We start from the raw sequence: 21,286 nt of genomic DNA on the forward strand, positions 1-21,286 counted from the left end.
TCACGCCGCGCGACTGGCCAGCGCTTCCAGCGCAATGAATAGACGCTCGCCCTCGATCCGCACCGGAATAGTGCGCACCGCACCTTCGTCGGCGCCAAGCGCCTTGCCGGTCTCCAGCGAGATCACCCAATTGTGCAGGGGACAGGTCACCGCCGCGCCATGGACGATCCCCTGCGAGAGCGGTCCGCCCTTGTGCGGGCAATGGTCCTCGATGGCAAAGACCTGATCGTCAGCGGTGCGGAAGACAGCAATCTTGCCTTGAGGCGTGGCTACGCAGCGCGCGCCGCGGCGCGGAATGTCTGAGAGCGTGCCGATAGATACCCAGTTCATCACGGTCACTCCGCCGCCTGCGCGAAACCGACCGAAGCCATCGGCCGGAACTCGTGCTTGTCTTTGCCGGAAACGCGTTCCGACCAAGGGTCGACCTGCGCGAATTTCTGCGAAAAGACGAAGCGGTCGAAATAGGTCCTGCGTTTCTCGCCATCGTCCATGATCTGGCGCTTGATCTCGGCGATTCCGATGCGCTTGGCCCATTTGTAGATGCGCTCGAGATACCGGCCCTGTTCGCGATACATCTGCGTCAGCGCCACGATATGTTCCAGCGCCTCGTCCTCGGTTTTGACTAGGCCGAGCACCTCGGTGCCCTTGATATCGAGGCCGGCGGCCCCGGCGAAATGGATCTCGTAGCCTGAATCGACGCAGATCACGCCGACATCCTTGCAGGTTGCTTCAGCACAGTTCCTAGGGCAGCCCGACACCGCCATCTTGACCTTGGCGGGCGTCCACGAGCCCCACATAAATTTCTCGATGCGGACCCCGAACCCCGTCGAATCCTGCGTGCCGAAGCGGCACCAGTCCGAACCGACGCAGGTCTTCACGGTGCGTAGGCCTTTGGCATAGGCATGGCCGGAGACGAAGCCGGCCTGACCGAGGTCGGCCCACACCGCCGGCAGGTCTTCCTTGCGGATACCGAGCATGTCGATGCGCTGGCCGCCGGTGACCTTGACCATCGGGATCTCGAATTTGTCGACGACATCGGCGATGGCGCGCAGTTCGGCGGCATTGGTGACGCCGCCCCACATGCGCGGCACCACCGAATAGGTACCGTCCTTCTGAATGTTGGCGTGGACGCGCTCGTTGATGAAACGCGACTGGTAGTCGTCGGCATACTCGTCCGGCCAGTCGCAGACGAGATAGTAGTTGAGCGCCGGCCGGCATTTGGCGCAGCCGCAGGAGGTGGTCCATTCCAGTTCCTGCATGACGGCGGGAATGGTTTTCAGGCCCTTGGCCTTGATCAGCCGGCGAACCTCATCATGGCCGAGCGTGGTGCAGCCGCACATCGGTTGCACTGCCGCCGGATTGTATTTGTCGCCGATGGTCAGCACCATCAGCTTTTCGACCAGGCCTGTGCAGGAGCCGCAGGAAGCGGACGCCTTGGTGTGGGCACGCACGTCGTCGAGCGAGGTCAGGCCCTTGGCTGTGATTGCGCCTGATATCTTTCCCTTGCAAACGCCGTTGCAGCCGCAGATTTCCGCATCATCCGGCAAGGCTGCAACGGCCGCCATAGGGTCCAGGGAGGCGCCTCCCTGGTATGACTGGCCGAAGATAAGCGTGTCGCGCATTTGCGATATGTCGGTCTGCTTCTTTTTGAGGTCGTTGAACCAGGCGCCGTCCGCCGTCTCGCCGTAGAGCACGGTGCCGATGATGCGGTCATCCCTAAGCACCAGCCGCTTGTAGACGCCGGCGGCGGCATCGCGCAGCACGATCTCCTGGCGGTCCTCGCCCTCGGCGAAGTCGCCGAGCGAGAACAGTTCGATGCCGGTGACCTTGAGCTTGGTCGGCGTGTCCATATGGACGAAAGCCGCCGCCTCGTTGCCGGCAAGCTGGCTGGCGGCGACGCGCGCCATCTCGTAGAGCGGCGCGACCAGCCCGTAGACCTGCCCGTTGACCTCGGCGCATTCGCCGAGCGCGTAGATATCGGGATCGTTGCTGCGCATGCCGGCGTCGACGACGATGCCACGATTGACGGCAATGCCGGCTTCCTTCGCGAGGGCCGCATTCGGCCTGATGCCCACCGCCATGACGACGAGCGTCGCCGGGATGATGGTTCCGTCGGCGAGTTCCACCTGCTCGACCTTGCCCTTGCCTGTGATCGCCTGGGTGTTGGCCTTGGTGATGACCTTGATGCCGCGCTGCTCGACGGCGCGCTGCAAGAGATAGCCGGCGGCCGGATCGAGCTGACGCTCCATCAGCGTCGGCATGACATGCAGCACGGTGACGTCCATGCCTTGCGAGTTCAAGCCCGCTGCCGCTTCCAGCCCGAGCAGACCGCCGCCGATGACCACGGCCTTGGCCCGCGACTGGGCGGCAAGCAGCATGGCCTGAACGTCGTCAAGATCGCGATAGGTGAGCACGCCCGGCAGATCGTGGCCGGGCACCGGAATGATGAACGGCACCGAGCCGGTGGCGATGACGAGCTTGTCATAGGGCTCAGTGACACCGTGGTCGGAAGTAACGGTCTTTGCCGCCCGGTCGATAGCGACAATCTTGTGGCCCTTGTAGAGCGTGATGCCGTTGGCGATGTACCAGCCGTCGCCATGGATGATGATTTCCTCAAAGGCCTTCTCGCCGGACAGAACCGGCGACAGCATGATGCGGTCGTAATTGACCCGCGGCTCGGCGTTGAAGATGGTGACCTGGTAGCGACCGGGCGCCTGTTCGAATAGGTGCTCCAGCATCCGCCCGGGCGCCATGCCGTTGCCGATGATGACGAGTTTTTCGGTCATTGAGCTACTCCGCGGCTTCGACGAAGCGGTGGCGTTCGTAGAGGAACTTCAGCACCGCCTCGCGGCAGCGCAGGAAGGTCCGGTCGGAGGAAAGCTCGATGCGCCGGCGTGGTCGGGCCAGCGGCACGGGAAGCACCTCGCCGATGGTCGCCGCTGGACCGTTGGTCATCATGACGATGCGATCGGACAACAGCACCGCCTCGTCGACATCGTGGGTGATCATGATCGTCGTCGAGCCAAGCCTCGAATGGATATCCATCACCGCATCCTGCAGATGGGCGCGCGTCAGAGCGTCGAGCGCACCGAACGGTTCGTCGAGCAGCAGGATCTTCGGCTCCATGGCCAGCGCGCGGGCGATGCCGACGCGCTGCTTCATGCCGCCTGATATCTCAGCGGGCCGCTTGTCCCTGGCATGTGCCATCTGCACGAGGTCGAGATTGCGCATGATCCAGTCGTGCCGTTCGGCCCGGCTCCTGGTGCGGCCGAAGACCTTAGACACCGCTAGGTTGATGTTTTCGTAGACGGTGAGCCATGGCAGCAGGCTGTGGTTCTGGAACACCACGGCGCGTTCAGGACCAGGGCTGTCGACCTCCTTGTCTTCGAGCAGGACCGCGCCGGCGGTCACTTTCGTCAGCCCGGCGATCAGGTTGAGCAAGGTCGACTTGCCGCAGCCGGAATGGCCGATGATCGAGACGAATTCGCCCTTGTCGATCGTCAGCCGGATGTCCTTCAGCACCTCGCTGACCTGGCCGCCCCGGGCGAACGACTTGTCGATATGGTCGAGCTTCAGATAGGCCGTCATTGCCCTCTCCTCACTTTGCCGTTGTGCCGCGGGTGACAAAGGCGCCGACCGCCGCGACCAAGCGATCGAGGCAAAAGCCGGTGACGCCGATATAGGCGAGCGCAACGATGATGTCGGGCAGCCGCGACGAGTTCCAGGCGTCCCAGATGAAGAAGCCGATGCCGACGCCGCCTGTCAGCATTTCGGCGGCGACGATGGCAAGCCAGGACAGGCCGATGCCGATGCGCAGGCCGGTGAAGATGTAAGGTGCCGCGGCCGGCACCATGATCTTCACGAAGAATTCGAGCTGGTTGAGCCTGAGGATGCGGGAGACGTTGCGGTAGTCCTCCGGAATGTTGCGGACGCCGACGGCGGTGTTGATGATCACCGGCCAGATCGAGGTGATGAAGATGACGAAGATCGCCGATGGGCTGGAATCGCGGAAGGCGGCCAGCGACAGCGGCAGCCAGGCGAGCGGCGGCACGGTGCGCAGGATCTGGAACACAGGGTCGAGGCCGCGCATCGCCCAGATCGACTGGCCGACCAGAGCACCGAGCGCGACGCCGACGATGGCAGCCAGGCCAAAGCCGATGGCGACGCGCTGCAGCGAGATCAGCACCCGCCAGGCCAGTCCGATGTCCTGCGGACCATAATCGAAGAACGGATGGGCGATCAGATCGTAGGCCTCGTTCCATACCTGGCTAGGTGGCGGCAAGCTGGCGTTGGGCGACGAGCAGGCGATCTGCCAGATGACGAGCATGACGACGATGACGACTGCCGGCGGCACCAGCGTGCTCGCCAGTTTGCCGGCGATCGCGGCGGGATCGAAGCGGCGCCTCACCTTGGCGGTGAAAGCTATGACCTCTGCAGGCTTGGCAGGCGTGGGGAACGCCTTCACCTTGGTGTCCTCGATGGCTTGGATAGACATTTCGCAAAAAGCTCCTTGAGCATTGGCGTGACAGGCGGCGCCACTGGCGCCGCTTGCCGGCGACGTCAGGCCGATGCCTTGATCTTCAGGCTGTCGAGATAGGCGGACGGATTGGCCGGATCGAAGATCTTGCCGTCGAAGAAGGTCTCGACGCCGCGCGATGAAGACGCCGGGATGTCGGCCGCAGCGACGCCGAGATCCTTCGCCGCCTCGCGCCACAGATCTTCCCGGTTGACCTGATCGACCAGCGCCTTGATGTCGGTGGTCGCCGCGAATTTGCCCCAGCGGATGTTTTCGGCGAGGAACCAGCTGTCGTGGCTCTTGAACGGATAGGACACACCGCCCTTCCAGAACTTCATGTAGAGGTCGGTGCCGGTGGCGACGCGGTCATTGCCGTAATTGATGTCGCCCTTAAGGCGACCGATGATGTCGGCGGTCGGCACGTTCATCCACTGCCGCTTGCCGATGATGGCCGCCATCTCGTCCTTGTTCTCCATGGCTTCGCACCATTGCTGGGCTTCCATGACGGCCATCAGGATCGCCTTGGTGGCGTTCGGGTTCTTGTCGATGAAGGCGGCGCGCAGGCCGAGCGCCTTTTCCGGATGGCCTTTCCACAACTCGCCCGTCGTGGCGGCGGTGAAGCCGACGCCCTGATGGACGAGTTGCTCGTTCCATGGCTCGCCGACGCAGAACACGTCCATATTGCCGACCTTCATGTTGGCGACCATCTGCGGCGGCGGCACAACGATGGTCGAGACATCCTTGTCGGGATCGATGCCGCCGGCAGCCAGCCAGTAGCGCAACCAGAGATCATGGGTGCCGCCCGGGAAGGTCATGGCGGCTTTCACCTCCTTGCCTTCGGCCTTCTTGGCCGCAAAGGCGTCCTTCAGCTTGGAGGCATCGAGGCCGACGCCGGTGCCGGCATATTCCTGCGCGACGGAAATCGCCTGGCAGTCGTAGTTGAGCCGCGCCACGATCGCCATCGGCATCGGCTGATTGTTCTGCGTCACCTTGCCGGTGTGCATCAGGTAAGGCATCGGCGTCAGGATATGGGCGCCGTCGATGCCGTTGGCTTCGCCGCCGAGCATCAGATTGTCGCGTGTCGCGCCCCAGGAGGCCTGCTTGAGCACCTCGACATCGGGCATGCCGAATTTTTCGAACAGGCCCTTCTCCTTGGCGATCATCAGCGGCGCCGCATCGGTCAGCGCGATGAAGCCGAGCTTGGCGCCAGTGACTTCCGGCGCCGCCGTTGCCGCATAGGCGCCGGACGGCAACAGCGCGCGTGCCGCCGCCAGCGTTGCCGCGGTGGCCGCGCTCATCATCAGGAAATCGCGGCGCGTTACGCCCGTGAGGGCGGATTGGGTTTTGATGCGTTTCGTCATCGTCATCTCCATTGGGCGCGGCTTGGGATCTGCGCCGTCGATTGCGTGTTCGACCAAAACAAAAAAGCCGCCGGCCAGGCCGCCGCATCCGTTGATCCGGATCGCGTGTTGACCTGAGCGGCAGCTTTGCCTGTGGCGCCCGCCATTGGACGCCGTATTCAATGGCCCTGAAGGCCCATGGATTATGATGCAGGAACCGTGCCAGTTTGAAGAAACGGTAGATTCAGCAATGAAAACAACCGAGAGAGCGGGCGTAAAGGCTGGAGCGCCGGATTGTCGATGCTCATGCGACAGTCACGTTCATTGTGCAGCGGCACAAAAATTGTGCAGTGCATGATAGTGCGCAAGGAATGCTCAACCCGTCGGCATTGCCCAGTCGCGGATGGCGAGATAGTCGTCGATCCTGTCCGGATCGAAGATGCGGCCGTCGAAGAAACCATCCGGACCAAGGACGAGGCTGGCGCCCGCCGAGCCGACCGGCGTGGCAGCGGTCAGGGCCCCCTCGACCTTGGCATTGGCTCCCGGCAGAGCGACGCCGAGCGGCTTCAGCGCTGCGCGATAGAGGTCGGGCCGGTAGGTGTCGCGCGCGAGCGCCATGTGGGCAGCGCTGTGCTTGACCTGCCCCCAACGGACCATCTGCGTGTAGAACCACAGCGCATGGCTCTTCCACGGAAAATTCGCCGCCTTGCCGAAAGGAAGAAAGAAGTCCTCGACGCTCAATTCCGCGACCCCGCCCAGCGCAAGATGTCCGGTCAGGATCGGCATCAGCAGCGCCGGCGAAACGCCGAGGAAGGAAGGCTGCGCCATCAGGGCGGCCAGTTCACCGCGGTTTGCCGGATCCTGGCACCAGCGCGCAGCATGATGCAGCGCGCGCAGCAGGGCCGAAAGGGCCTCCGGGTGTTTTTCGGCCCAGGCCTTGCGCACGCCGACGACTTTCTCGGGGCTGGTCTTCCAGATAGCGGCCTTGACCGTGGCGATATGGCCGGTGCCGGCGACGACCGAGGCGCTGTTCCAGGGTTCGCCGACGCAGTAGCCGTCGATCCTGCCGGCGGCGAGTGCGTCGGCCATGAAGGGCGGCGGCACGATGACGATTTCTATTTCGCGCGACGGATCGATGCCGCAGGCCGCGAGCCAGTAGCGCAGTTCGTAATTATGCCCCGAGTGCGGATGCACGACCGCAAAGCGCATCGGCTCGCGACCAGCATTTGCCCGTTCACGGATCAGCGCTCCCAAGGCCTTGCCGGCCCGCGCCGGATCGAGGTCGGGCAACGCACCGTGCGCGGCCATGCCCGCCCAGAGCATATTCGAAACCGTTACGCAGTTGCCGCCCAGCCCAAGCGAGAACGGCACGATCGTATCGGAGGCGAGCGGGGTGAGCCCCAGATTGCAGGCGATCGGCATCGGTCCCAGCATATGCGCCAGGTCGAAATGTCCGATCGCAATGCGATCGCGGATGTTGGCCCAGGACGTTTCGCGACTGAGCGTCAGGTCGACGCCTTCGCGCGCGGCAAAGCCGATCTCCCTCGCTGCGACAAGAACGGCACTGTCGAAGAGCGGTATGAAACCGGCATTGATCTGGTGTTCGGCCGCCATGCTCAACTCTCTCCGGGATCCAGAAGGCCTGCCGCCGTCACCAGGCTCTGCGCGATTTCGCTGATCTTGCGGTTCTGGTTCATGGCGGTCTTGCGCAAAAGCGTATAGGCCGCGTCCTCCGACAGGCCGCGCGACCTCATAAGGATGCCCTTGGCGCGGTCGATGACCTTGCGGTCCTCCAATTCACTTCGGGCCTCTTCCAGTTCGCGCGCCATCCGCGAAAACGCGTTGAAGCGGCTGATCGCCATGTCGAGGATCGGCTTGACGCGCTCCTGGCGCAGCCCGTCGACGACGTAGGCGGAGACCCCCGCTTCCACCGCAGCTTCGATCGAAGCTTGGTCGGACCGGTCCACGAACATGGCGATCGGCCGCTTCACCACGCGCGAAAGCTGGAACATGTTTTCAAGCATGTCGCGGTTGGGATTTTCGAGGTCGATGACGATCACGTCCGGTTCGATCTCGGCAATGCGCCGCGCTATTCCCGCAACATCGTGAACGACCGTGACCTGCTCATGCCCGGCCTCCCGCAATCCCGCCTCAATGATGGAGGCGCGGATGTGGTTTTCGTCGATCACCAGGACGGTGAGGGATTTCCGGATCATGCCGCATTTTGCGCAGGCTGCGTGAATGTGCAATGCGGCATATGAGAGAATTGACGCAGTTATCGCTTCGGGGACTGCCACATGTTTGCGGAGCCGACCCCGTTAAGCTTCTTTAAATACCATTCATAGGGTCTACTTTGCTTTGGTATCGCCTGCGCTATTTTTCAGTTTGCGAACCTTGTCTCGCTGGCTAGAAGATTGGATGTTTCCATGGATCGGCGATCATTTCTGACAGGAATGTTTGGCATTGCTGGGGCAGCAGCCCTTGCGAGCGCAGTTCGGCCAATCAACGCGGTCGCCGACGTACCGGGCGCCAGAAGCGGCATTCTCGATGAACTCGACGCGCCGGATACGGAAGCCTTCGAGGATGAAGATACTCAAGCGGAGCCGGTCCGCCATCGGCACTGGCACCGCAGGCGGCGCGCTTGAGAAGGATCTGCCGTCGTTACTGGCGAAATGGCTATCGGCGCGTCCGGTGCCGTCGCAGGCGTGTTTGGGTCTGGGATTGGTATTATTAGCAGCTAGTGTGCTGAAACCCCGGTGGTTGCCGGGGTTTCAGCTTCAGACTAGCCGAAATACAGCGAAATTATTTCAGGGGACCCGCCCGGTTTTGTCGGGCCTGCCAGTGATAGACAGGTCTAAAGAGACTGATTTTCCCGAGAGAAAACTGGTGGAGCCAATCGGAATCGAACCGACGACCTCTTGAATGCCATTCAAGCGCTCTCCCAACTGAGCTATGGCCCCACTCCGGCAGTCTACCGGCGCCGTTGCCGGCGAAGAGATCCGGCGCGGGTTGAGACCGCGCCGTTAGTGCAGCGGCTTCTAACCCCGCCTTCCGTCAATATCAAGCCTTCAAGAGCCGCTTTTTATTAAGACGCCGCGAAAGTCGGCAGGCGCTTGCGCCAGAGGCCGGATCAGACTTCGTCGTCGTCGTCCCCGACGCCGATCATGTCGGCGACATCGTCGTCTTCTTCCTCCTCGTCGGCGAGGAAAGTATCGTCGTCGTCATCGCCGAGGTCCACATCGTCCTCGTCATCGCCGAGATCGGGAAGATCGTCGGGTTTCGCATCCTCATCCGCCTCTTCGAGCGAGACGACCTCGACGCCCTCTTCCTCCTCGGCGTCCACTTCCTTCTCGGCAACTTCCTCTTCCTCCTCAAGGGCGGTGATCTTGCCTTCCTCGAAATAGGAACGTGGATAGCTCTTGCCGGTATAGGGCGAGACGATCGGATCCTTGTTCAGGTCGTAGAATTTTTGACCCGTTTCGGGGTCGATGCGTTTGGTGCCAAGTTCGGGTTTTGCCACAGCAAGCCTCGTCGATGAAAGTTTGGTCCCCATAACCACAGTTTGCGGCGCTGTCAAAGCCTAAAGCCAGCCTGATAAATCGCCGTGTTGAGCGACCTCTTGCAAGGGGATGACCATTTCCGCCCGCCGTGATACGAGACCGCCCAAACAAGAGGAAAAAGGCCGGCCACCGGCGTTTTCAGCCAGGAAAAAGTCATGTCGCATACTGCCGCCCCGAAACCGGCCACCGCTCGCAAATCGTCAGCGCTTTCCGGCGCGGCGCGGGTACCCGGCGACAAGTCGATCTCGCACCGCTCGTTCATGTTCGGCGGCCTCGCCTCCGGCGAGACCCGCATCACCGGCCTGCTGGAAGGCGAGGATGTGATGCGCACCGGCGCCGCGATGAAGGCAATGGGCGCGCATATAGAGAAGCGCGGCGCCGAGTGGGTGATCCGCGGCACCGGCAACGGCGCGCTGCTGCAGCCGGAAGGCCCGCTCGATTTCGGCAATGCCGGCACCGGCTCGCGCCTCACCATGGGCTTGGTCGGCACCTACGACATGGAGACGACCTTCATCGGCGACGCCTCGCTGTCCGGCCGGCCGATGGGCCGCGTGCTCGAGCCGCTGCGCCAGATGGGCGTGCAGGTGCTGAAGGCGACTCCCGGCGACCGCATGCCGATCACGCTGCACGGGCCCAAGCACACCGCGCCCATCACCTACCGCGTGCCGATGGCCTCGGCGCAGGTGAAGTCGGCGGTGCTGCTCGCCGGGCTGAACACGCCCGGCGTCACCACCGTCATCGAGCCGGTGATGACGCGCGACCACACCGAAAAGATGCTGAAGGGATTCGGCGCCAATCTGTCGGTCGAGACCGACGAGCGCGGCGTGCGTCACATCTTCATCGAGGGCCAGGGCAAGCTCACCGGCCAGACGATCGCTGTGCCGGGCGACCCGTCCTCGGCCGGCTTCCCGCTGGTGGCGGCGCTGATCGTGCCGGGCTCGGACATCACGATCGAAAACGTGCTGATGAACCCGACCCGCACCGGCCTTTTGTTGACGCTGCAGGAAATGGGCGCCCGGATCGATGTTCTCGACCCTCGCAATGAAGGCGGCGAGGATGTCGCCGATCTGCGCGTACGCTATTCCGAGCTGAAGGGCGTCGCCGTGCCGCCCGAGCGGGCGCCGACGATGATCGACGAATATCCGGTGCTTGCCGTCGCGGCCAGCTTTGCCGAGGGCGAAACGCTGATGCAGGGGCTGGAAGAGCTGCGGGTGAAGGAATCCGACCGGCTGTCGGCAGTCGCGAACGGGCTGAAGGTCAATGGCGTCGACTGCACCGAAGGCGAGGCCTCGCTGGCGGTGCGCGGAAGACCGGGCGGCAAGGGGCTCGGTCAACACCCAAATGGACAGAGCACCATCGTCCAGACTCATCTCGACCACCGCATTGCCATGAGCTTTCTGGTCATGGGACTGGCAACGGAAAAGCCGGTGACCATCGACGACCAGGCGATGATCGCGACGAGTTTTCCTGAATTCATGGGCCTGATGAAGGGGCTGGGCGCGAAGATCGAGTAGCGGTACTGCGAGCAGGATTTCCACGTTCAGCGCCAAACTAGCCGCGCCAGCGGTCTTGTGAGCGACTTTCGATTTCTTTGTAAGCAACCGCGCAGGGGGGGTGAGTGGATGGCAAGTCCTGATTTTCAGAGGCCGGGGGCCAGGGGCTCTCATTGGCAAAGGCAAGCAGACGGTACTTTTCTGTTCCGCTTGGACAGGTCCGCCAAAACCCGGATCGTCAATGCCAATGAACTTACCAGCCTCATCGAGATCCAGAATCGCGAATGGGCGTTTGTTTTGTTCACTCTCATTCCCATGCTCGTGTTCATCGTGCTTTGGCTTTCCGACCGGATGGATAGTATCTGGGTTCTCCTTGCTGCAGCGATATGGATTGCCTTGAACCATCACATGCATCGCAAGTTGAGAGCACAGACTGGAGCTATTCTTTCTACTACCCAACTGTCTTCCGATGAGTTCGTTTTTCCAAAAGCCTCGATCGATGGGATAGCTATTGAGATCGCAAAGAAGGTTTCTGCTCGCTCCGGTAATTTTTGTCTTGTGATGTCGATATTGTTTACCGGAGCTGGCGCGGTAGCCTTGGTAGACGACATATTTCATCTGGGTCTTGGCGGGCAGGAGATAAGTCCGCTGGCCAGCGGCTATGTATTCGCCTTCTTTGGCCTCCTATCCTACCTATTTTATCGTGTCCGAAAGCTACGCCCTTGACCTTCACCATCGCCATCGACGGACCCGCCGGCGCCGGCAAAGGCACGCTGGCGCGGCGGCTGGCTGACCATTACCGCCTGAACCTGCTCGACACCGGCCTCACCTATCGCGCGGTCGCCCATGCGCTGCTTCGGCTCGGCCTGCCGCTCGACAATGTCTCGGCCGCCGAAACCGCTGCCCGCCAGGTCGACCTCGCAAAACTCGACCGGTCGGTGCTGTCGGCGCATGCGGTCGGCGAGGCGGCTTCGAAAGTCGCTGTGTTCCCGTCGGTGCGGCGCATACTGGTCGAAAAGCAGCGGGAATTCGCCAAGGCGCCGCCGGGCGCCGTGCTCGACGGCCGCGACATTGGCACCGTGGTCTGCCCCGACGCCGACATAAAACTCTATGTGACGGCGAGCGCCGAGGTAAGGGCACAGCGACGGCTGGCCGAGATCGAGAGCATCGGCGGCACCGCCAATTTCAGCGAAATCCTCGCCGATATCCTGCGCCGCGACGAGCGCGACATGGGTCGCGCCGACTCGCCGCTGAAGCCTGCCGCCGACGCGCACTTGCTCGACACGTCGGAAATGGCTATAGAAGCCGCGTTCCTGGCGGCCAAGGCGATCATCGACGACGTTCTGGCCAAGAGAAACAAAGCCTGAGCCGGGTTTTCCTCCGTTGCCGATTGCCGGCGGCGAAAAGATACCCATATCGGGCACGAACCAGCCTGCCAGCATTTTTCATGCGCCGGAATTGCCGCTTAGGCGGCCAAGGGCTTTTTTGAAGCCCGGAACGCCGGCAGGCCAACGCAACGCTAACCCACGGCGCCCGCCCCGCCTGAGATGCGGGGCATTCCAGGAGAAACTATGTCAGTTGCAAATCCCACTCGCGATGATTTCGCGAGCCTGCTCGAAGAATCTTTTTCCGCCGGCCATTCCGGCGAAGGCCAAGTCGTCAAGGGCACGATCACCGCGATCGAAAAGGACATGGCAATCATCGACGTCGGCCTCAAGGTCGAAGGCCGCGTGCCGCTGAAGGAATTCGGCGTCAAGGGTAAGGAGTCGACGCTCAAGGTCGGCGACACGGTCGAAGTCTATGTCGAGCGCATCGAGAACGCGCTTGGCGAAGCGATGCTTTCCCGTGAGAAGGCCCGCCGCGAAGAGAGCTGGGTCCGTCTCGAAGAGAAGTTCACCAAGGGCGAGCGCGTCGAAGGCGTCATCTTCAACCAGGTCAAGGGCGGCTTCACCGTCGATCTCGACGGCGCCGTGGCCTTCCTGCCGCGCAGCCAGGTCGACATTCGCCCGATCCGCGACGTCTCCCCGCTGATGCACAATCCGCAGCCTTTCGAGATCCTCAAGATGGATCGCCGCCGCGGCAACATCGTGGTGTCGCGCCGCACCGTGCTCGAGGAAAGCCGCGCCGAACAGCGTTCGGAAATCGTGCAGAACCTCGAAGAGGGCCAGGTGGTCGAAGGCGTCGTCAAGAACATCACCGACTATGGTGCGTTCGTCGACCTCGGCGGCATCGACGGCCTGCTGCATGTCACCGACATGGCATGGCGCCGCGTCAACCATCCGACCGAAATCCTCAACATCGGCCAGACGGTCAAGGTCCAGATCATCCGCATCAACCAGGAAACCCACCGCATCTCGCTCGGCATGAAGCAGCTCGAGAGCGATCCGTGGTCCGAGATCGGAACGAAATTCCCGATCGGCAAGAAGATCAAGGGCACCGTCACCAACATCACCGACTACGGCGCGTTCGTCGAGTTGGAGCCGGGCATCGAGGGCCTCATCCACGTTTCGGAAATGTCGTGGACGAAGAAGAACGTGCATCCCGGCAAGATCCTGTCGACGACGCAGGAAGTCGACGTGGTGGTGCTCGAGGTCGATCCGGCCAAGCGCCGCATTTCGCTCGGCCTCAAGCAGACGCTCGAGAACCCGTGGCAGGCTTTCGCCAGCAGCCATCCGGTCGGCAGCCAGGTCGAGGGCGAGGTCAAGAACAAGACCGAGTTCGGCCTGTTCATCGGCCTCGAAGGCGATGTCGACGGCATGGTCCATCTTTCCGACCTCGACTGGACCCGTCCGGGCGAGCAGGTGATCGAGGAGTACAATCGCGGCGACATGGTCAAGGCGCAGGTGCTCGACGTCGACATCGACAAGGAGCGCATCTCGCTCGGCATCAAGCAGCTGGCCAAGGATACGGCCGGCGAGGCAGCGACTTCAGGCGAACTGCGCAAGAACGCGGTCGTCACCTGCGAGGTTACCGGCGTCAAGGATGGCGGTCTGGAAGTGCGGCTGGTCGACAGCGGCATCGAGACCTTCATCAAGCGCTCCGACCTCAGCCGTGACCGCGACGAGCAGCGCCCCGAGCGCTTCACGGTCGGCCAGAAGGTCGACGCCCGCGTCATCGCCTTCGACAAAAAGACCCGCAAGCTGCAGGTCTCGATCAAGGCGCTGGAAATCGCCGAAGAGAAGGAAGCGGTCGCCCAGTACGGCTCGACCGACTCCGGCGCTTCGCTGGGCGACATCCTGGGTGCCGCGCTGAAGAAGCAGGGCAGCTAAGTCCACTAACGCCGCGCCTCGCGCCGCCTGTTAAAAAACCCCGCCGGAGCGATCCGGCGGGGTTTTTGTTTGACTATGGTCAGAGCATCGTAACCCAAACGTGGCAAACCGATTTTGGGAAATCGCGCTCAAACAAAGAGAGAGATCAGGCCCTGCCGTAAAGCGGCACCAGCGTGCCGCTCATCGCCAGGTTGGCCGGCGAAGCGAGATAGGCAATGGCCTCAGCGGCCGCTTCGAGGCTGACCCATTTGCCGAAATCGGCGGCCGGCATGTCAGCCCGGTTGGCCGGCGTGTCGAGGGTCGAAGGCGCGACCGCGTTGACCAGAATGCCCTTGCCCTTGAGTTCTTCCGCCATCGCCACCGTCATTGCCGCGACTGCCGCCTTGCTGGCGGCATAGGCGACCATGCCGGAACCGCGCCGCAGGTCGAGCCCGGCGCGCGCCGTGACATTGACGATGCGGCCCGACACGGAAGATTCCAGCATCGAGCGTATCGCCGCGCGGCAGCACAGGAAGGTGGTGCGGGCGTTGGTGTCCATCATTTCGGCAAAGGACGCGGGCTCGATCTTCTCGACCGGCGCGGCGGTGAAGCCGCCGGCCAGGTGGATGGATGCCCACAAATCCGTAACACTGGCGTAGAACGCATCGACCTTGGCGGGGTCGGCGAGATCGACATTGTGCGCCAGCCTGACGCGCTCATGTGCCGGGAAGGGAAAATGCGCGGGCGCGACGGCATGGGCATTGGGCACATGGCAGATCGCGCCCTGCTCCAGCAGTTTGCCGACAACCGCACCACCGAGCGCCCCGGTGCCGCCGGTCACCACAACCTGCCTGCCGTCCAGTGTATCCGTCATCTTCGACCGCTCCAGTCACTCTCTTATGCCGCGCCGCCGCCGAAGGGTCGCGCCTTTCGCGCGATCACTCAACCGAAATCTCGATAACGCAGCGTCGTTTGCGCGCCTCAAGCCGGCGGCCATCCGACGAGGATCGCATCCCCAGGCAGACGCTGCCACAGCACTCAATCGACAGTGATTTCGATGACATACGGCAGTCCGGTCGCACGCGCACGCTTGAGTGCGTCCGCCAGATCGTCGATACCAACAATCCGCTCCGCGGCAATGCCATAGGCCTCGGCCAGCTTGCAGAAATCAGGCGGCGCCGGCGAGACGCCGACCGGCTCGACGCCAACATCGAGCATCGAGGTTTCGATTTCGCGATAGCCGCGATTGTTCCAGACGACGAAGATCACCGGCGCCGAGGCGTCGAGCGCGGCGCCCAGTTCGGGCAGCGTAAATTGGAAGCCACCGTCGCCGGTGAGACAGACGACCGACGCATCAGGCACGGCAAGGGCCGCACCGATCGCCGCCGGCGGACCATAGCCCAGCGCGCCGAAGCCGGTGGCGGCGTTGAACCAGCCGCCCGGTCGATCGTGATCGTAATAGAGGTTGGCGGCATAGACCGGCTGGGTCGAATCGCCGACGATAATCGAGCCCGGCAACGCATCGCGGATCGCATCGACGGCTTGTGTTTGCGCCTGGAGGGCCGGGCTGATTTCGGCGAAGGCCGCTTGCCTTGTTGCAGCGGCGCGAGCCGGGCCGTCGCCCGATGGCGGTTGGCCTTGGCCGATTTCGGCAAGCAGCGCCTCGAGTGCTGCGCCGCAATCGGCGTGGATCGAAATCCGGGCCGGCCAGCGGGCAAGCTGGTCGGCGCCGATGTCGATGCGGATCAGATTGGGCGGCAGGACAAAGCCACCGTCGCTATACCCATCATAGTCGGTTGGGCCGAATTCGGTGCCGGCGGCAATGACCAGATCGGCGTCGGCCATCAATGCACGCACCGCCTTCAGACTGGGGCTCGCCGGCACGGCAAGCGGATGGCGATGCAGCAGGCCGCGGGCATTGGCCGTCTGGACAACCGGCGCTCCCAGCCTTTCGGCAAGGCGCTGTAACGGTGCTTCGGCTCTCTTGGCGCCGCCGCCGGCAAGGATCAGCGGGCGGCGGGCAGCCGCGCAAAGTTTTGCCGCCTCTGCTATCGCCGCCGCATCCGGCTCGGGCGGCGCGACATTGGCCAGCAAAGCCGCGATGCCGTCGGCCGGCTTGACCATGATATCGGTCGGGATCTCGATATGGACCGGGCCGGGGCGCGATGACGAAAACAGGGCGAAGGCGCGGGCAAGAACGCCCGGTAGTTCGTTGGCGTCGGCGACGCGGTGCGAGAACAGCGCGACCTTTTCCATCATGCCGCGCTGGTCGGGCAGTTCGTGCAGGTGGCCAAGACCCTTGCCCAGCGTCGGCGTGGCGTTGACGCCCGAGATCACCAGCATCGGGACCGAATCGGCACGGGCCTGGCCCATGGCGGTGATGGTGTTGGTCAGTCCCGGTCCGGTGATGACGAAGGCGACGCCAGGCTTGCCGCTGGCGCGCGCATAACCGTCGGCCATGAAGCCGGCGCCCTGCTCGTGACGCGGGGTGACGTGGCGGATCTTCGAGCGCGCCAGCCCGCGATAGAGTTCGACCGTATGCACACCCGGAATGCCGAAGACCGTGTTGACATCATGGGCTTCGAGCAAAGTGATGAGCGCTTCGCCGACTGTCGTCATTGTCTGAGCACTGGACGTGTGAGGCAAGTCGGTCCGCCCTCGCAGGCGATGCACAGCGCGTCCGCCTCGAAGGTCGAAACCCTGCAGCCGGCGGCCGCCATGGCCGCCGCCGTCTTCGGGAAACCGGCAACGGCGATCACCTCGCGCGGCGCGGTCGGCAGCACATTGAGGCTGAGGCCGTTGGAGGCGAAGAACTCCTCAGCGTCGCCTTCGACCAGGCGAATGCCTCGCGCCCGCAGCATCTGGTAGAAGGCAGCCGGTAAAAGCGGTGCATAGACCAGCGCCAGATCGTCGGCGAGCGGACTGATCACCGACATCAGATGCAGGCAGGCCTCCTCGCCATGCCAGAGCGGCAGGTCGTAGCCATAGACCTGGATACCCTTGGGGATGAGCAGGTTGGCGAGTTGCTGGATGCCGTCCTGGTTGGTGCGCATGCCGCGGCCGACGGCCAGCGTCCGTGCGTCCACCCAAACGCAGTCGCCGCCCTCGACCTGTCCGGGATGTTCGATGCGGCCGAGGATAGGCACGCCCATGCGCCTGTAGGCCGCCTCGTGCAGGCCGGGCTCGGCCCGGCGCAGGGCCTTGCCCATGGCAAGGATGATAGCGCCGTGGTCGGTCATCAACGAAGGATCGTGGGTGAAGACGGAATCGGCAAGCCCGTCATCGGCGTCGGTCAGCCATTCGATCTCGGCGCCGGATGCCAAAACCAGCGTCGTCAGCGCCTCATACTGGGCAGCGGCCTTTTGCGGATCGAAGCCGGGGCCATAGTGCCATTCCGATGCTCTGGCGCGGGGCATGGCGCTTGCGGCGGACCGCATCAGCACGCGCTGCAGGGGCCCTGCCATGGACTGCGACCCGTATGCTTTACCCACCAAGTGCTCCTGAAATATCCCATCCAGCCAATAGCCACTCGGCATGCCGTGATCAATGGTCCAAAAAGCATGGTTGACGGAGGCAAGCGGAACGGTCCATCTTGAGAATGAGAAGTCTGTCCAGTGATGGTAATGGGTAATAAATTCCAGCAGCGACGGGTCCAGCCGCTTCGTGAGGCACCCCAAAGGTGATAGCCCAAGGCACGGCTCCCGCCCTGAAGTATACGGCGCAGAACGACGCCGCCGAAGCCATCCATGTCGAGAACCTGCATAAAAGATTCGGCGAACTGCATGTGCTGAAAGGCGTTTCGCTGTCGGCGCGCGACGGTGAGGTCATCGCCATCATCGGCGGCAGCGGCTCGGGCAAGTCGACGCTGCTGCGCTGCATCAATTGCCTGGAGAACCCGACCAGTGGAATCGTCCGCGTCAATGGCGAGGAGATCCGGATGAAGGCCGACAGTCACGGCCACACCGTTCCCGCCGACCGCAAGCAGATCGAGCGCATTCGTTCCAAGCTCGGCATGGTCTTCCAGAATTTCAATTTGTGGAGCCACATGACGCTGATCGAGAACGTCATCGAGGTTCCGGTGCATGTTCTGGGCGTCAAGCGCGACGTGGCCATCGCCGAGGCGGAAAAGCTGCTCGCCCGCGTCGGCCTTGCCGAAAAGCGCGATGTCTATCCGGCCTATCTGTCGGGCGGCCAGCAGCAGCGCGCGGCTATCGCCCGGGCGCTGGCCATCAACCCACGCGTCATGCTGTTCGACGAGCCGACCTCGGCGCTCGACCCGGAACTGATCGGCGAGGTGCTGAAGGTGATCGGCGACCTGGCGCGCGAGGGCCGCACCATGGTGCTGGTGACCCACGAGATGAAGTTCGCCCGCGAAGTCGCGACGCATGTCGTCTACCTCTACAACGGGCTGGTCGAGGAAGAAGGGCCGCCGGAGCAGATCTTCGGTGCGCCCAAATCCGAAAGACTCAAGCAATTCATCCGCAACATCGGTTAAGCCGAGGCGGATGGAAAACGGGAACAACAACAAACTGGGAGTTATTGAAATGAAGACCGTCCTGAAGACGTTTGCCGCAGCGCTTCTGCTGGGCGTTGCCGCGATGGGCGTCGCCAAGGCCGAGCCGGTCAAGATCGGTGTCGCTGCCGAACCCTATCCGCCGTTCACCTCGCCGGATGCCTCGGGCAAATGGGTCGGCTGGGAAATCGAATTCATCGACGCGGTTTGCGCCGAGCAAAAGCTCGATTGCGTCATCACCCCCGTTGCCTGGGACGGCATCATCCCGGCGCTGACGACCAAGAAGATCGATGTCATCGCCAGCTCGATGACGATCACCGACGAACGCAAGAAGACGATCGATTTCTCCGACAAATATTACAACACCCCGACTGCCATTATCGGGCCGAAGGACCAGAAGTTCGGCGCTACCCCGGAAGATCTCAAGGGCAAGATCATCGGCGTCCAAGTTTCGACCGTGCATGCCGACTACGTCAAGAAGCACTTCACCGAAGCAGCGGAAATCAAGGAATACCAGACCCAGGACGAAGCCAATCAGGATCTTGCCGCCGGTCGCCTCGATGCGGTGCAGGCCGATTCCATCGCGCTCGATGCGTTCCTGAAATCGGATCAGGGCAAGCAATGCTGCGACCTGAAGGGGATGGTCGCGCCGGATCTGGCCGTTCTCGGGCCCGGCATCGGCGCCGGCATCCGCAAGGAAGACACCGAGTTGAAGGAGAAGATCAACGCCGGCATCAAGGCTATCCGCGCCAACGGCAAATATGACGAAATCAGCAAGAAATATTTCGATTTCGACATCTACGGCGACGATCCGCAGGCGAACTGACGGCATCCCTGAGCGAATAACCACGCGGCGCGGACAGCGTGCCGTGTGGCTTTCGTCGATATCCACCCATGCAAGCTTTCCGCTGACGGCATCGCCGGCGGTTTTGGCGCCAGCAATTCGGGGGCGACGCTGATCGACGCATTTCTTCCGGCCTCTGTGGCCCGCATCATCGAACTACTTTCGCCGACGCCGCCTGGCTGGGGCGGAACGCTTCTGGTCGGACTGCTCCACTCGGTCGAGATCGCTGCCGGTGCTTTCGGTCTCGGCCTCGTGATCGGCATTTGCGGTGCGTATGGCAAGCTCTACGGCGGGCCCGTGGTGCGCGATCTGCTGGCGGTCTATACGACGATCGTCCGCGCCGTGCCGGAGCTGGTGCTGATCCTGCTGCTCTATTATGCCGGCACCGATCTGATCAACCAGTTGCTGACGGCAATGGGATATCAGCGCATCGATATCAGTGGGCTGGTGGCCGGCATTGCCGTGCTCGGATTCGTCCAGGGCGCCTATTCGACCGAGGTGATGCGTGGCGCGATCCTTGCCATTCCGCAAGGCCAGATCGAAGCCGCGCGCGCCTATGGCATGTCTCCCGGCCTCCTTCTGCGACGCATCACGCTGCCGGCGATGCTGCCCTTCGCCATACCCGGCCTTGCCAATCTCTGGCTGATCGCCACCAAGGACACCGCCCTGCTGGCGGTCGTCGGCTTCTTCGAGCTGACATTGGCCACGCGGCAAGCGGCGGGCGTAACCAAAGCCTATCTTACGTTCTTCCTCGCCGCAGGCGTGATCTATCTTCTGTTGACGCTGGTCTCCAATTTGATCATCGGCCGCATCGAACTCCGGGCTCGGCGCGGCATGCCCTCCCTCAAGGAGGCGCGTTGATGGCTGGCGAAGCGATCATCATCAATGTTGCCCGCGCGTCGCTTTGGCTGCAGCCGCATCGCATCGTGCTGATCCTGACCGCGCTGGCGCTGGTTCTCGCGGCCGCCTTCTTCATGCGCTGGGACTGGCTGCCGCAATATTACGAGATGGCGCTTGTCGGCATCTGGCGCACGCTTTGGATCCTCGCCGTCACCTGCACACTCGGCTTCCTGCTCGCCGTGCCGCTCGGATTGGCGCAGGCTGCCGGCCCCTTCTGGCTCGCGGCGCCTGCAAAGGCCTTCTGCACCGTCATCAGGGGAACGCCACTGCTGCTGCAGCTCTGGCTGCTCTACTATGGGCTCGGCTCGCTGTTTCCGCAGTACCCATGGGTACGCGAGTCCTGGATGTGGCCGTATCTCAGGCAAGCGTGGCCCTATGGCGTCCTGGCGCTGACCTTGTCCTTCGCCGGCTACGAGGGGGAAGTCATGCGGGGTGCCTTCGCCGGGGTGCCGAAAGGACAGTTGGAAGCGGCGCGTGCCTTCGGCATGAGCCGCTGGAAGATTCTGCGGCGGATCTGGCTGCCGCAAGCCTTCTACCGGGCGCTGCCGACGCTGACCGGCGAAACCGTGCTGCAACTCAAATCGACGCCGCTGGTGGCGACTATCAGCGTGATCGACATATTCGCCGTCTCTTCCAAGGTGAGGCAGAGCACTTTCCTCACCTATGAACCCTTGCTGCTCCTGGCGTTGATCTATATGGCGATCACCGGCATCCTGGTCTTCGCCCTCGGCAAGATCGAGGCGCGGATTCCGAACAAGATTGGTTGATAGGGGAGTAGGGGAGTAGGGCCAGCCACTATTCACATACACATTTCCATCCTATTCGCATTCACTGCTCACTATTCCCCTATTCCCTTACTCCCTTACTCCCTT

General features: G+C 62.9%; 20 protein-coding genes and 1 tRNA gene. 8 read left to right on the forward strand and 13 right to left on the reverse strand.

Translation table 11 applies throughout. The features are described from left to right. From nirD to AC0L3I_RS05260, 10 genes are all read right to left on the reverse strand, one after another. On the reverse strand, positions 1–330 hold the full coding sequence (nirD, locus tag AC0L3I_RS05215; RefSeq protein WP_473484234.1) for a nitrite reductase small subunit NirD: 330 nt from the start codon (positions 328–330) through the stop codon (positions 1–3). Positions 331–335: 5 nt separating this feature from the next. Further along, positions 336–2,786 carry a nitrite reductase large subunit NirB gene (nirB, locus tag AC0L3I_RS05220; RefSeq protein ID WP_473484236.1) on the reverse strand — a complete coding sequence of 817 codons (2,451 nt, stop codon included), beginning with the start codon at positions 2,784–2,786 and terminating at the stop codon, positions 336–338. Positions 2,787–2,790: 4 nt separating this feature from the next. After that, positions 2,791–3,588: an ABC transporter ATP-binding protein gene (locus AC0L3I_RS05225; protein ID WP_292206307.1), complete on the reverse strand. Its 798-nt coding sequence runs from the start codon at positions 3,586–3,588 to the stop codon at positions 2,791–2,793. 10 nt (positions 3,589–3,598) lie between these two features. Next, positions 3,599–4,495 carry a nitrate ABC transporter permease gene (gene ntrB / locus AC0L3I_RS05230; protein WP_123146367.1) on the reverse strand — a complete coding sequence of 299 codons (897 nt, stop codon included), beginning with the start codon at positions 4,493–4,495 and terminating at the stop codon, positions 3,599–3,601. A 65-nt stretch (positions 4,496–4,560) separates the two neighbouring features. After that, the gene (locus tag AC0L3I_RS05235) at positions 4,561–5,877 is read right to left on the reverse strand and encodes a CmpA/NrtA family ABC transporter substrate-binding protein (RefSeq protein WP_123147362.1); all 1,317 of its coding nucleotides are present in this window, start codon (positions 5,875–5,877) and stop codon (positions 4,561–4,563) included. A 354-nt stretch (positions 5,878–6,231) separates the two neighbouring features. Then, entirely contained in the window at positions 6,232–7,470 is a 1,239-nt protein-coding gene (locus AC0L3I_RS05240) for a CmpA/NrtA family ABC transporter substrate-binding protein (RefSeq protein ID WP_192365450.1), read from the reverse strand. 2 nt (positions 7,471–7,472) lie between these two features. Next, complete coding sequence (locus tag AC0L3I_RS05245) at positions 7,473–8,072, reverse strand: ANTAR domain-containing response regulator (protein ID WP_023796771.1); 600 nt, start codon at positions 8,070–8,072, stop codon at positions 7,473–7,475. Between the two features lie 222 nt (positions 8,073–8,294). Beyond that, positions 8,295–8,471 (reverse strand): hypothetical protein, encoded by a 177-nt coding sequence (locus tag AC0L3I_RS05250; RefSeq protein ID WP_473526185.1) that lies wholly within the window; start codon positions 8,469–8,471, stop codon positions 8,295–8,297. A 269-nt stretch (positions 8,472–8,740) separates the two neighbouring features. Continuing rightward, positions 8,741–8,816, reverse strand: a tRNA-Ala gene (locus AC0L3I_RS05255). A 170-nt stretch (positions 8,817–8,986) separates the two neighbouring features. After that, positions 8,987–9,376, reverse strand: coding sequence for a TIGR02300 family protein (locus AC0L3I_RS05260; RefSeq protein WP_473484239.1), 390 nt, complete (start codon positions 9,374–9,376; stop codon positions 8,987–8,989). A gap of 195 nt (positions 9,377–9,571) precedes the next feature. Here AC0L3I_RS05260 and aroA point away from each other — a divergent pair, with 195 nt between their 5' ends. From aroA to rpsA, 4 genes are all read left to right on the forward strand, one after another. Next, the gene (gene aroA, locus AC0L3I_RS05265; RefSeq protein ID WP_473484241.1) at positions 9,572–10,930 is read left to right on the forward strand and encodes a 3-phosphoshikimate 1-carboxyvinyltransferase; all 1,359 of its coding nucleotides are present in this window, start codon (positions 9,572–9,574) and stop codon (positions 10,928–10,930) included. Between the two features lie 108 nt (positions 10,931–11,038). Next, positions 11,039–11,635, forward strand: a complete 597-nt coding sequence (locus AC0L3I_RS05270) for a hypothetical protein (protein ID WP_473484243.1) — start codon at positions 11,039–11,041, stop codon at positions 11,633–11,635. Continuing rightward, positions 11,632–12,276 (forward strand): (d)CMP kinase, encoded by a 645-nt coding sequence (gene cmk / locus AC0L3I_RS05275; RefSeq protein ID WP_473484244.1) that lies wholly within the window; start codon positions 11,632–11,634, stop codon positions 12,274–12,276. Before AC0L3I_RS05270 ends, cmk begins: the two co-directional genes overlap by 4 nt. Before the next feature lie 204 nt (positions 12,277–12,480). Continuing rightward, entirely contained in the window at positions 12,481–14,178 is a 1,698-nt protein-coding gene (rpsA, locus tag AC0L3I_RS05280; RefSeq protein ID WP_123146359.1) for a 30S ribosomal protein S1, read from the forward strand. Positions 14,179–14,323: 145 nt separating this feature from the next. Here the strand turns inward: rpsA and AC0L3I_RS05285 are convergent, their stop codons facing one another. The 3 genes from AC0L3I_RS05285 to AC0L3I_RS05295 all read right to left on the reverse strand — a co-directional run bounded on the left by AC0L3I_RS05285 (position 14,324) and on the right by AC0L3I_RS05295 (position 17,621). Further along, the gene (locus AC0L3I_RS05285) at positions 14,324–15,031 is read right to left on the reverse strand and encodes an SDR family NAD(P)-dependent oxidoreductase (RefSeq protein WP_473484246.1); all 708 of its coding nucleotides are present in this window, start codon (positions 15,029–15,031) and stop codon (positions 14,324–14,326) included. A gap of 164 nt (positions 15,032–15,195) precedes the next feature. Beyond that, positions 15,196–16,776, reverse strand: a complete 1,581-nt coding sequence (locus AC0L3I_RS05290) for a 5-guanidino-2-oxopentanoate decarboxylase (RefSeq protein WP_473484248.1) — start codon at positions 16,774–16,776, stop codon at positions 15,196–15,198. After that, positions 16,773–17,621, reverse strand: a complete 849-nt coding sequence (locus AC0L3I_RS05295) for a dimethylarginine dimethylaminohydrolase family protein (protein ID WP_473526186.1) — start codon at positions 17,619–17,621, stop codon at positions 16,773–16,775. Before AC0L3I_RS05295 ends, AC0L3I_RS05290 begins: the two co-directional genes overlap by 4 nt. 218 nt (positions 17,622–17,839) lie before the next feature. Here AC0L3I_RS05295 and AC0L3I_RS05300 point away from each other — a divergent pair, with 218 nt between their 5' ends. From AC0L3I_RS05300 to AC0L3I_RS05315, 4 genes are all read left to right on the forward strand, one after another. Then, positions 17,840–18,652, forward strand: coding sequence for an ABC transporter ATP-binding protein (locus AC0L3I_RS05300; protein ID WP_036261459.1), 813 nt, complete (start codon positions 17,840–17,842; stop codon positions 18,650–18,652). Between the two features lie 49 nt (positions 18,653–18,701). After that, on the forward strand, positions 18,702–19,496 hold the full coding sequence (locus tag AC0L3I_RS05305; protein ID WP_473484250.1) for a transporter substrate-binding domain-containing protein: 795 nt from the start codon (positions 18,702–18,704) through the stop codon (positions 19,494–19,496). 213 nt (positions 19,497–19,709) lie between these two features. Continuing rightward, the gene (locus tag AC0L3I_RS05310) at positions 19,710–20,375 is read left to right on the forward strand and encodes an ABC transporter permease (protein WP_095494135.1); all 666 of its coding nucleotides are present in this window, start codon (positions 19,710–19,712) and stop codon (positions 20,373–20,375) included. Beyond that, positions 20,375–21,181 (forward strand): ABC transporter permease, encoded by an 807-nt coding sequence (locus tag AC0L3I_RS05315; protein WP_292408731.1) that lies wholly within the window; start codon positions 20,375–20,377, stop codon positions 21,179–21,181. The genes AC0L3I_RS05310 and AC0L3I_RS05315 overlap by 1 nt, the downstream gene beginning before the upstream one ends. The last annotated feature ends 105 nt before the right edge of the window (positions 21,182–21,286 follow it).

This window comes from Mesorhizobium sp. WSM4840 (assembly GCF_055811755.1).

What these genes read in the sequence shown, in the direction of transcription:
- AC0L3I_RS05245 (WP_023796771.1), bottom strand. Translation starts at nt 8,072, where the DNA reads ATGATCCGGAAATCCCTCACCGTCCTGGTGATCGACGAAAACCACATC.
- AC0L3I_RS05305 (WP_473484250.1), top strand. Translation starts at nt 18,702, where the DNA reads ATGAAGACCGTCCTGAAGACGTTTGCCGCAGCGCTTCTGCTGGGCGTT.
- nirB (WP_473484236.1), bottom strand. Translation starts at nt 2,786, where the DNA reads ATGACCGAAAAACTCGTCATCATCGGCAACGGCATGGCGCCCGGGCGG.
- nirD (WP_473484234.1), bottom strand. Translation starts at nt 330, where the DNA reads ATGAACTGGGTATCTATCGGCACGCTCTCAGACATTCCGCGCCGCGGC.
- AC0L3I_RS05285 (WP_473484246.1), bottom strand. Translation starts at nt 15,031, where the DNA reads ATGACGGATACACTGGACGGCAGGCAGGTTGTGGTGACCGGCGGCACC.
- AC0L3I_RS05295 (WP_473526186.1), bottom strand. Translation starts at nt 17,621, where the DNA reads ATGGCAGGGCCCCTGCAGCGCGTGCTGATGCGGTCCGCCGCAAGCGCC.
- AC0L3I_RS05235 (WP_123147362.1), bottom strand. Translation starts at nt 5,877, where the DNA reads ATGACGAAACGCATCAAAACCCAATCCGCCCTCACGGGCGTAACGCGC.
- aroA (WP_473484241.1), top strand. Translation starts at nt 9,572, where the DNA reads ATGTCGCATACTGCCGCCCCGAAACCGGCCACCGCTCGCAAATCGTCA.
- AC0L3I_RS05290 (WP_473484248.1), bottom strand. Translation starts at nt 16,776, where the DNA reads ATGACGACAGTCGGCGAAGCGCTCATCACTTTGCTCGAAGCCCATGAT.
- AC0L3I_RS05270 (WP_473484243.1), top strand. Translation starts at nt 11,039, where the DNA reads ATGGCAAGTCCTGATTTTCAGAGGCCGGGGGCCAGGGGCTCTCATTGG.
- AC0L3I_RS05250 (WP_473526185.1), bottom strand. Translation starts at nt 8,471, where the DNA reads ATGGCGGACCGGCTCCGCTTGAGTATCTTCATCCTCGAAGGCTTCCGT.
- AC0L3I_RS05225 (WP_292206307.1), bottom strand. Translation starts at nt 3,588, where the DNA reads ATGACGGCCTATCTGAAGCTCGACCATATCGACAAGTCGTTCGCCCGG.
- rpsA (WP_123146359.1), top strand. Translation starts at nt 12,481, where the DNA reads ATGTCAGTTGCAAATCCCACTCGCGATGATTTCGCGAGCCTGCTCGAA.
- ntrB (WP_123146367.1), bottom strand. Translation starts at nt 4,495, where the DNA reads ATGTCTATCCAAGCCATCGAGGACACCAAGGTGAAGGCGTTCCCCACG.
- AC0L3I_RS05240 (WP_192365450.1), bottom strand. Translation starts at nt 7,470, where the DNA reads ATGGCGGCCGAACACCAGATCAATGCCGGTTTCATACCGCTCTTCGAC.
- AC0L3I_RS05315 (WP_292408731.1), top strand. Translation starts at nt 20,375, where the DNA reads ATGGCTGGCGAAGCGATCATCATCAATGTTGCCCGCGCGTCGCTTTGG.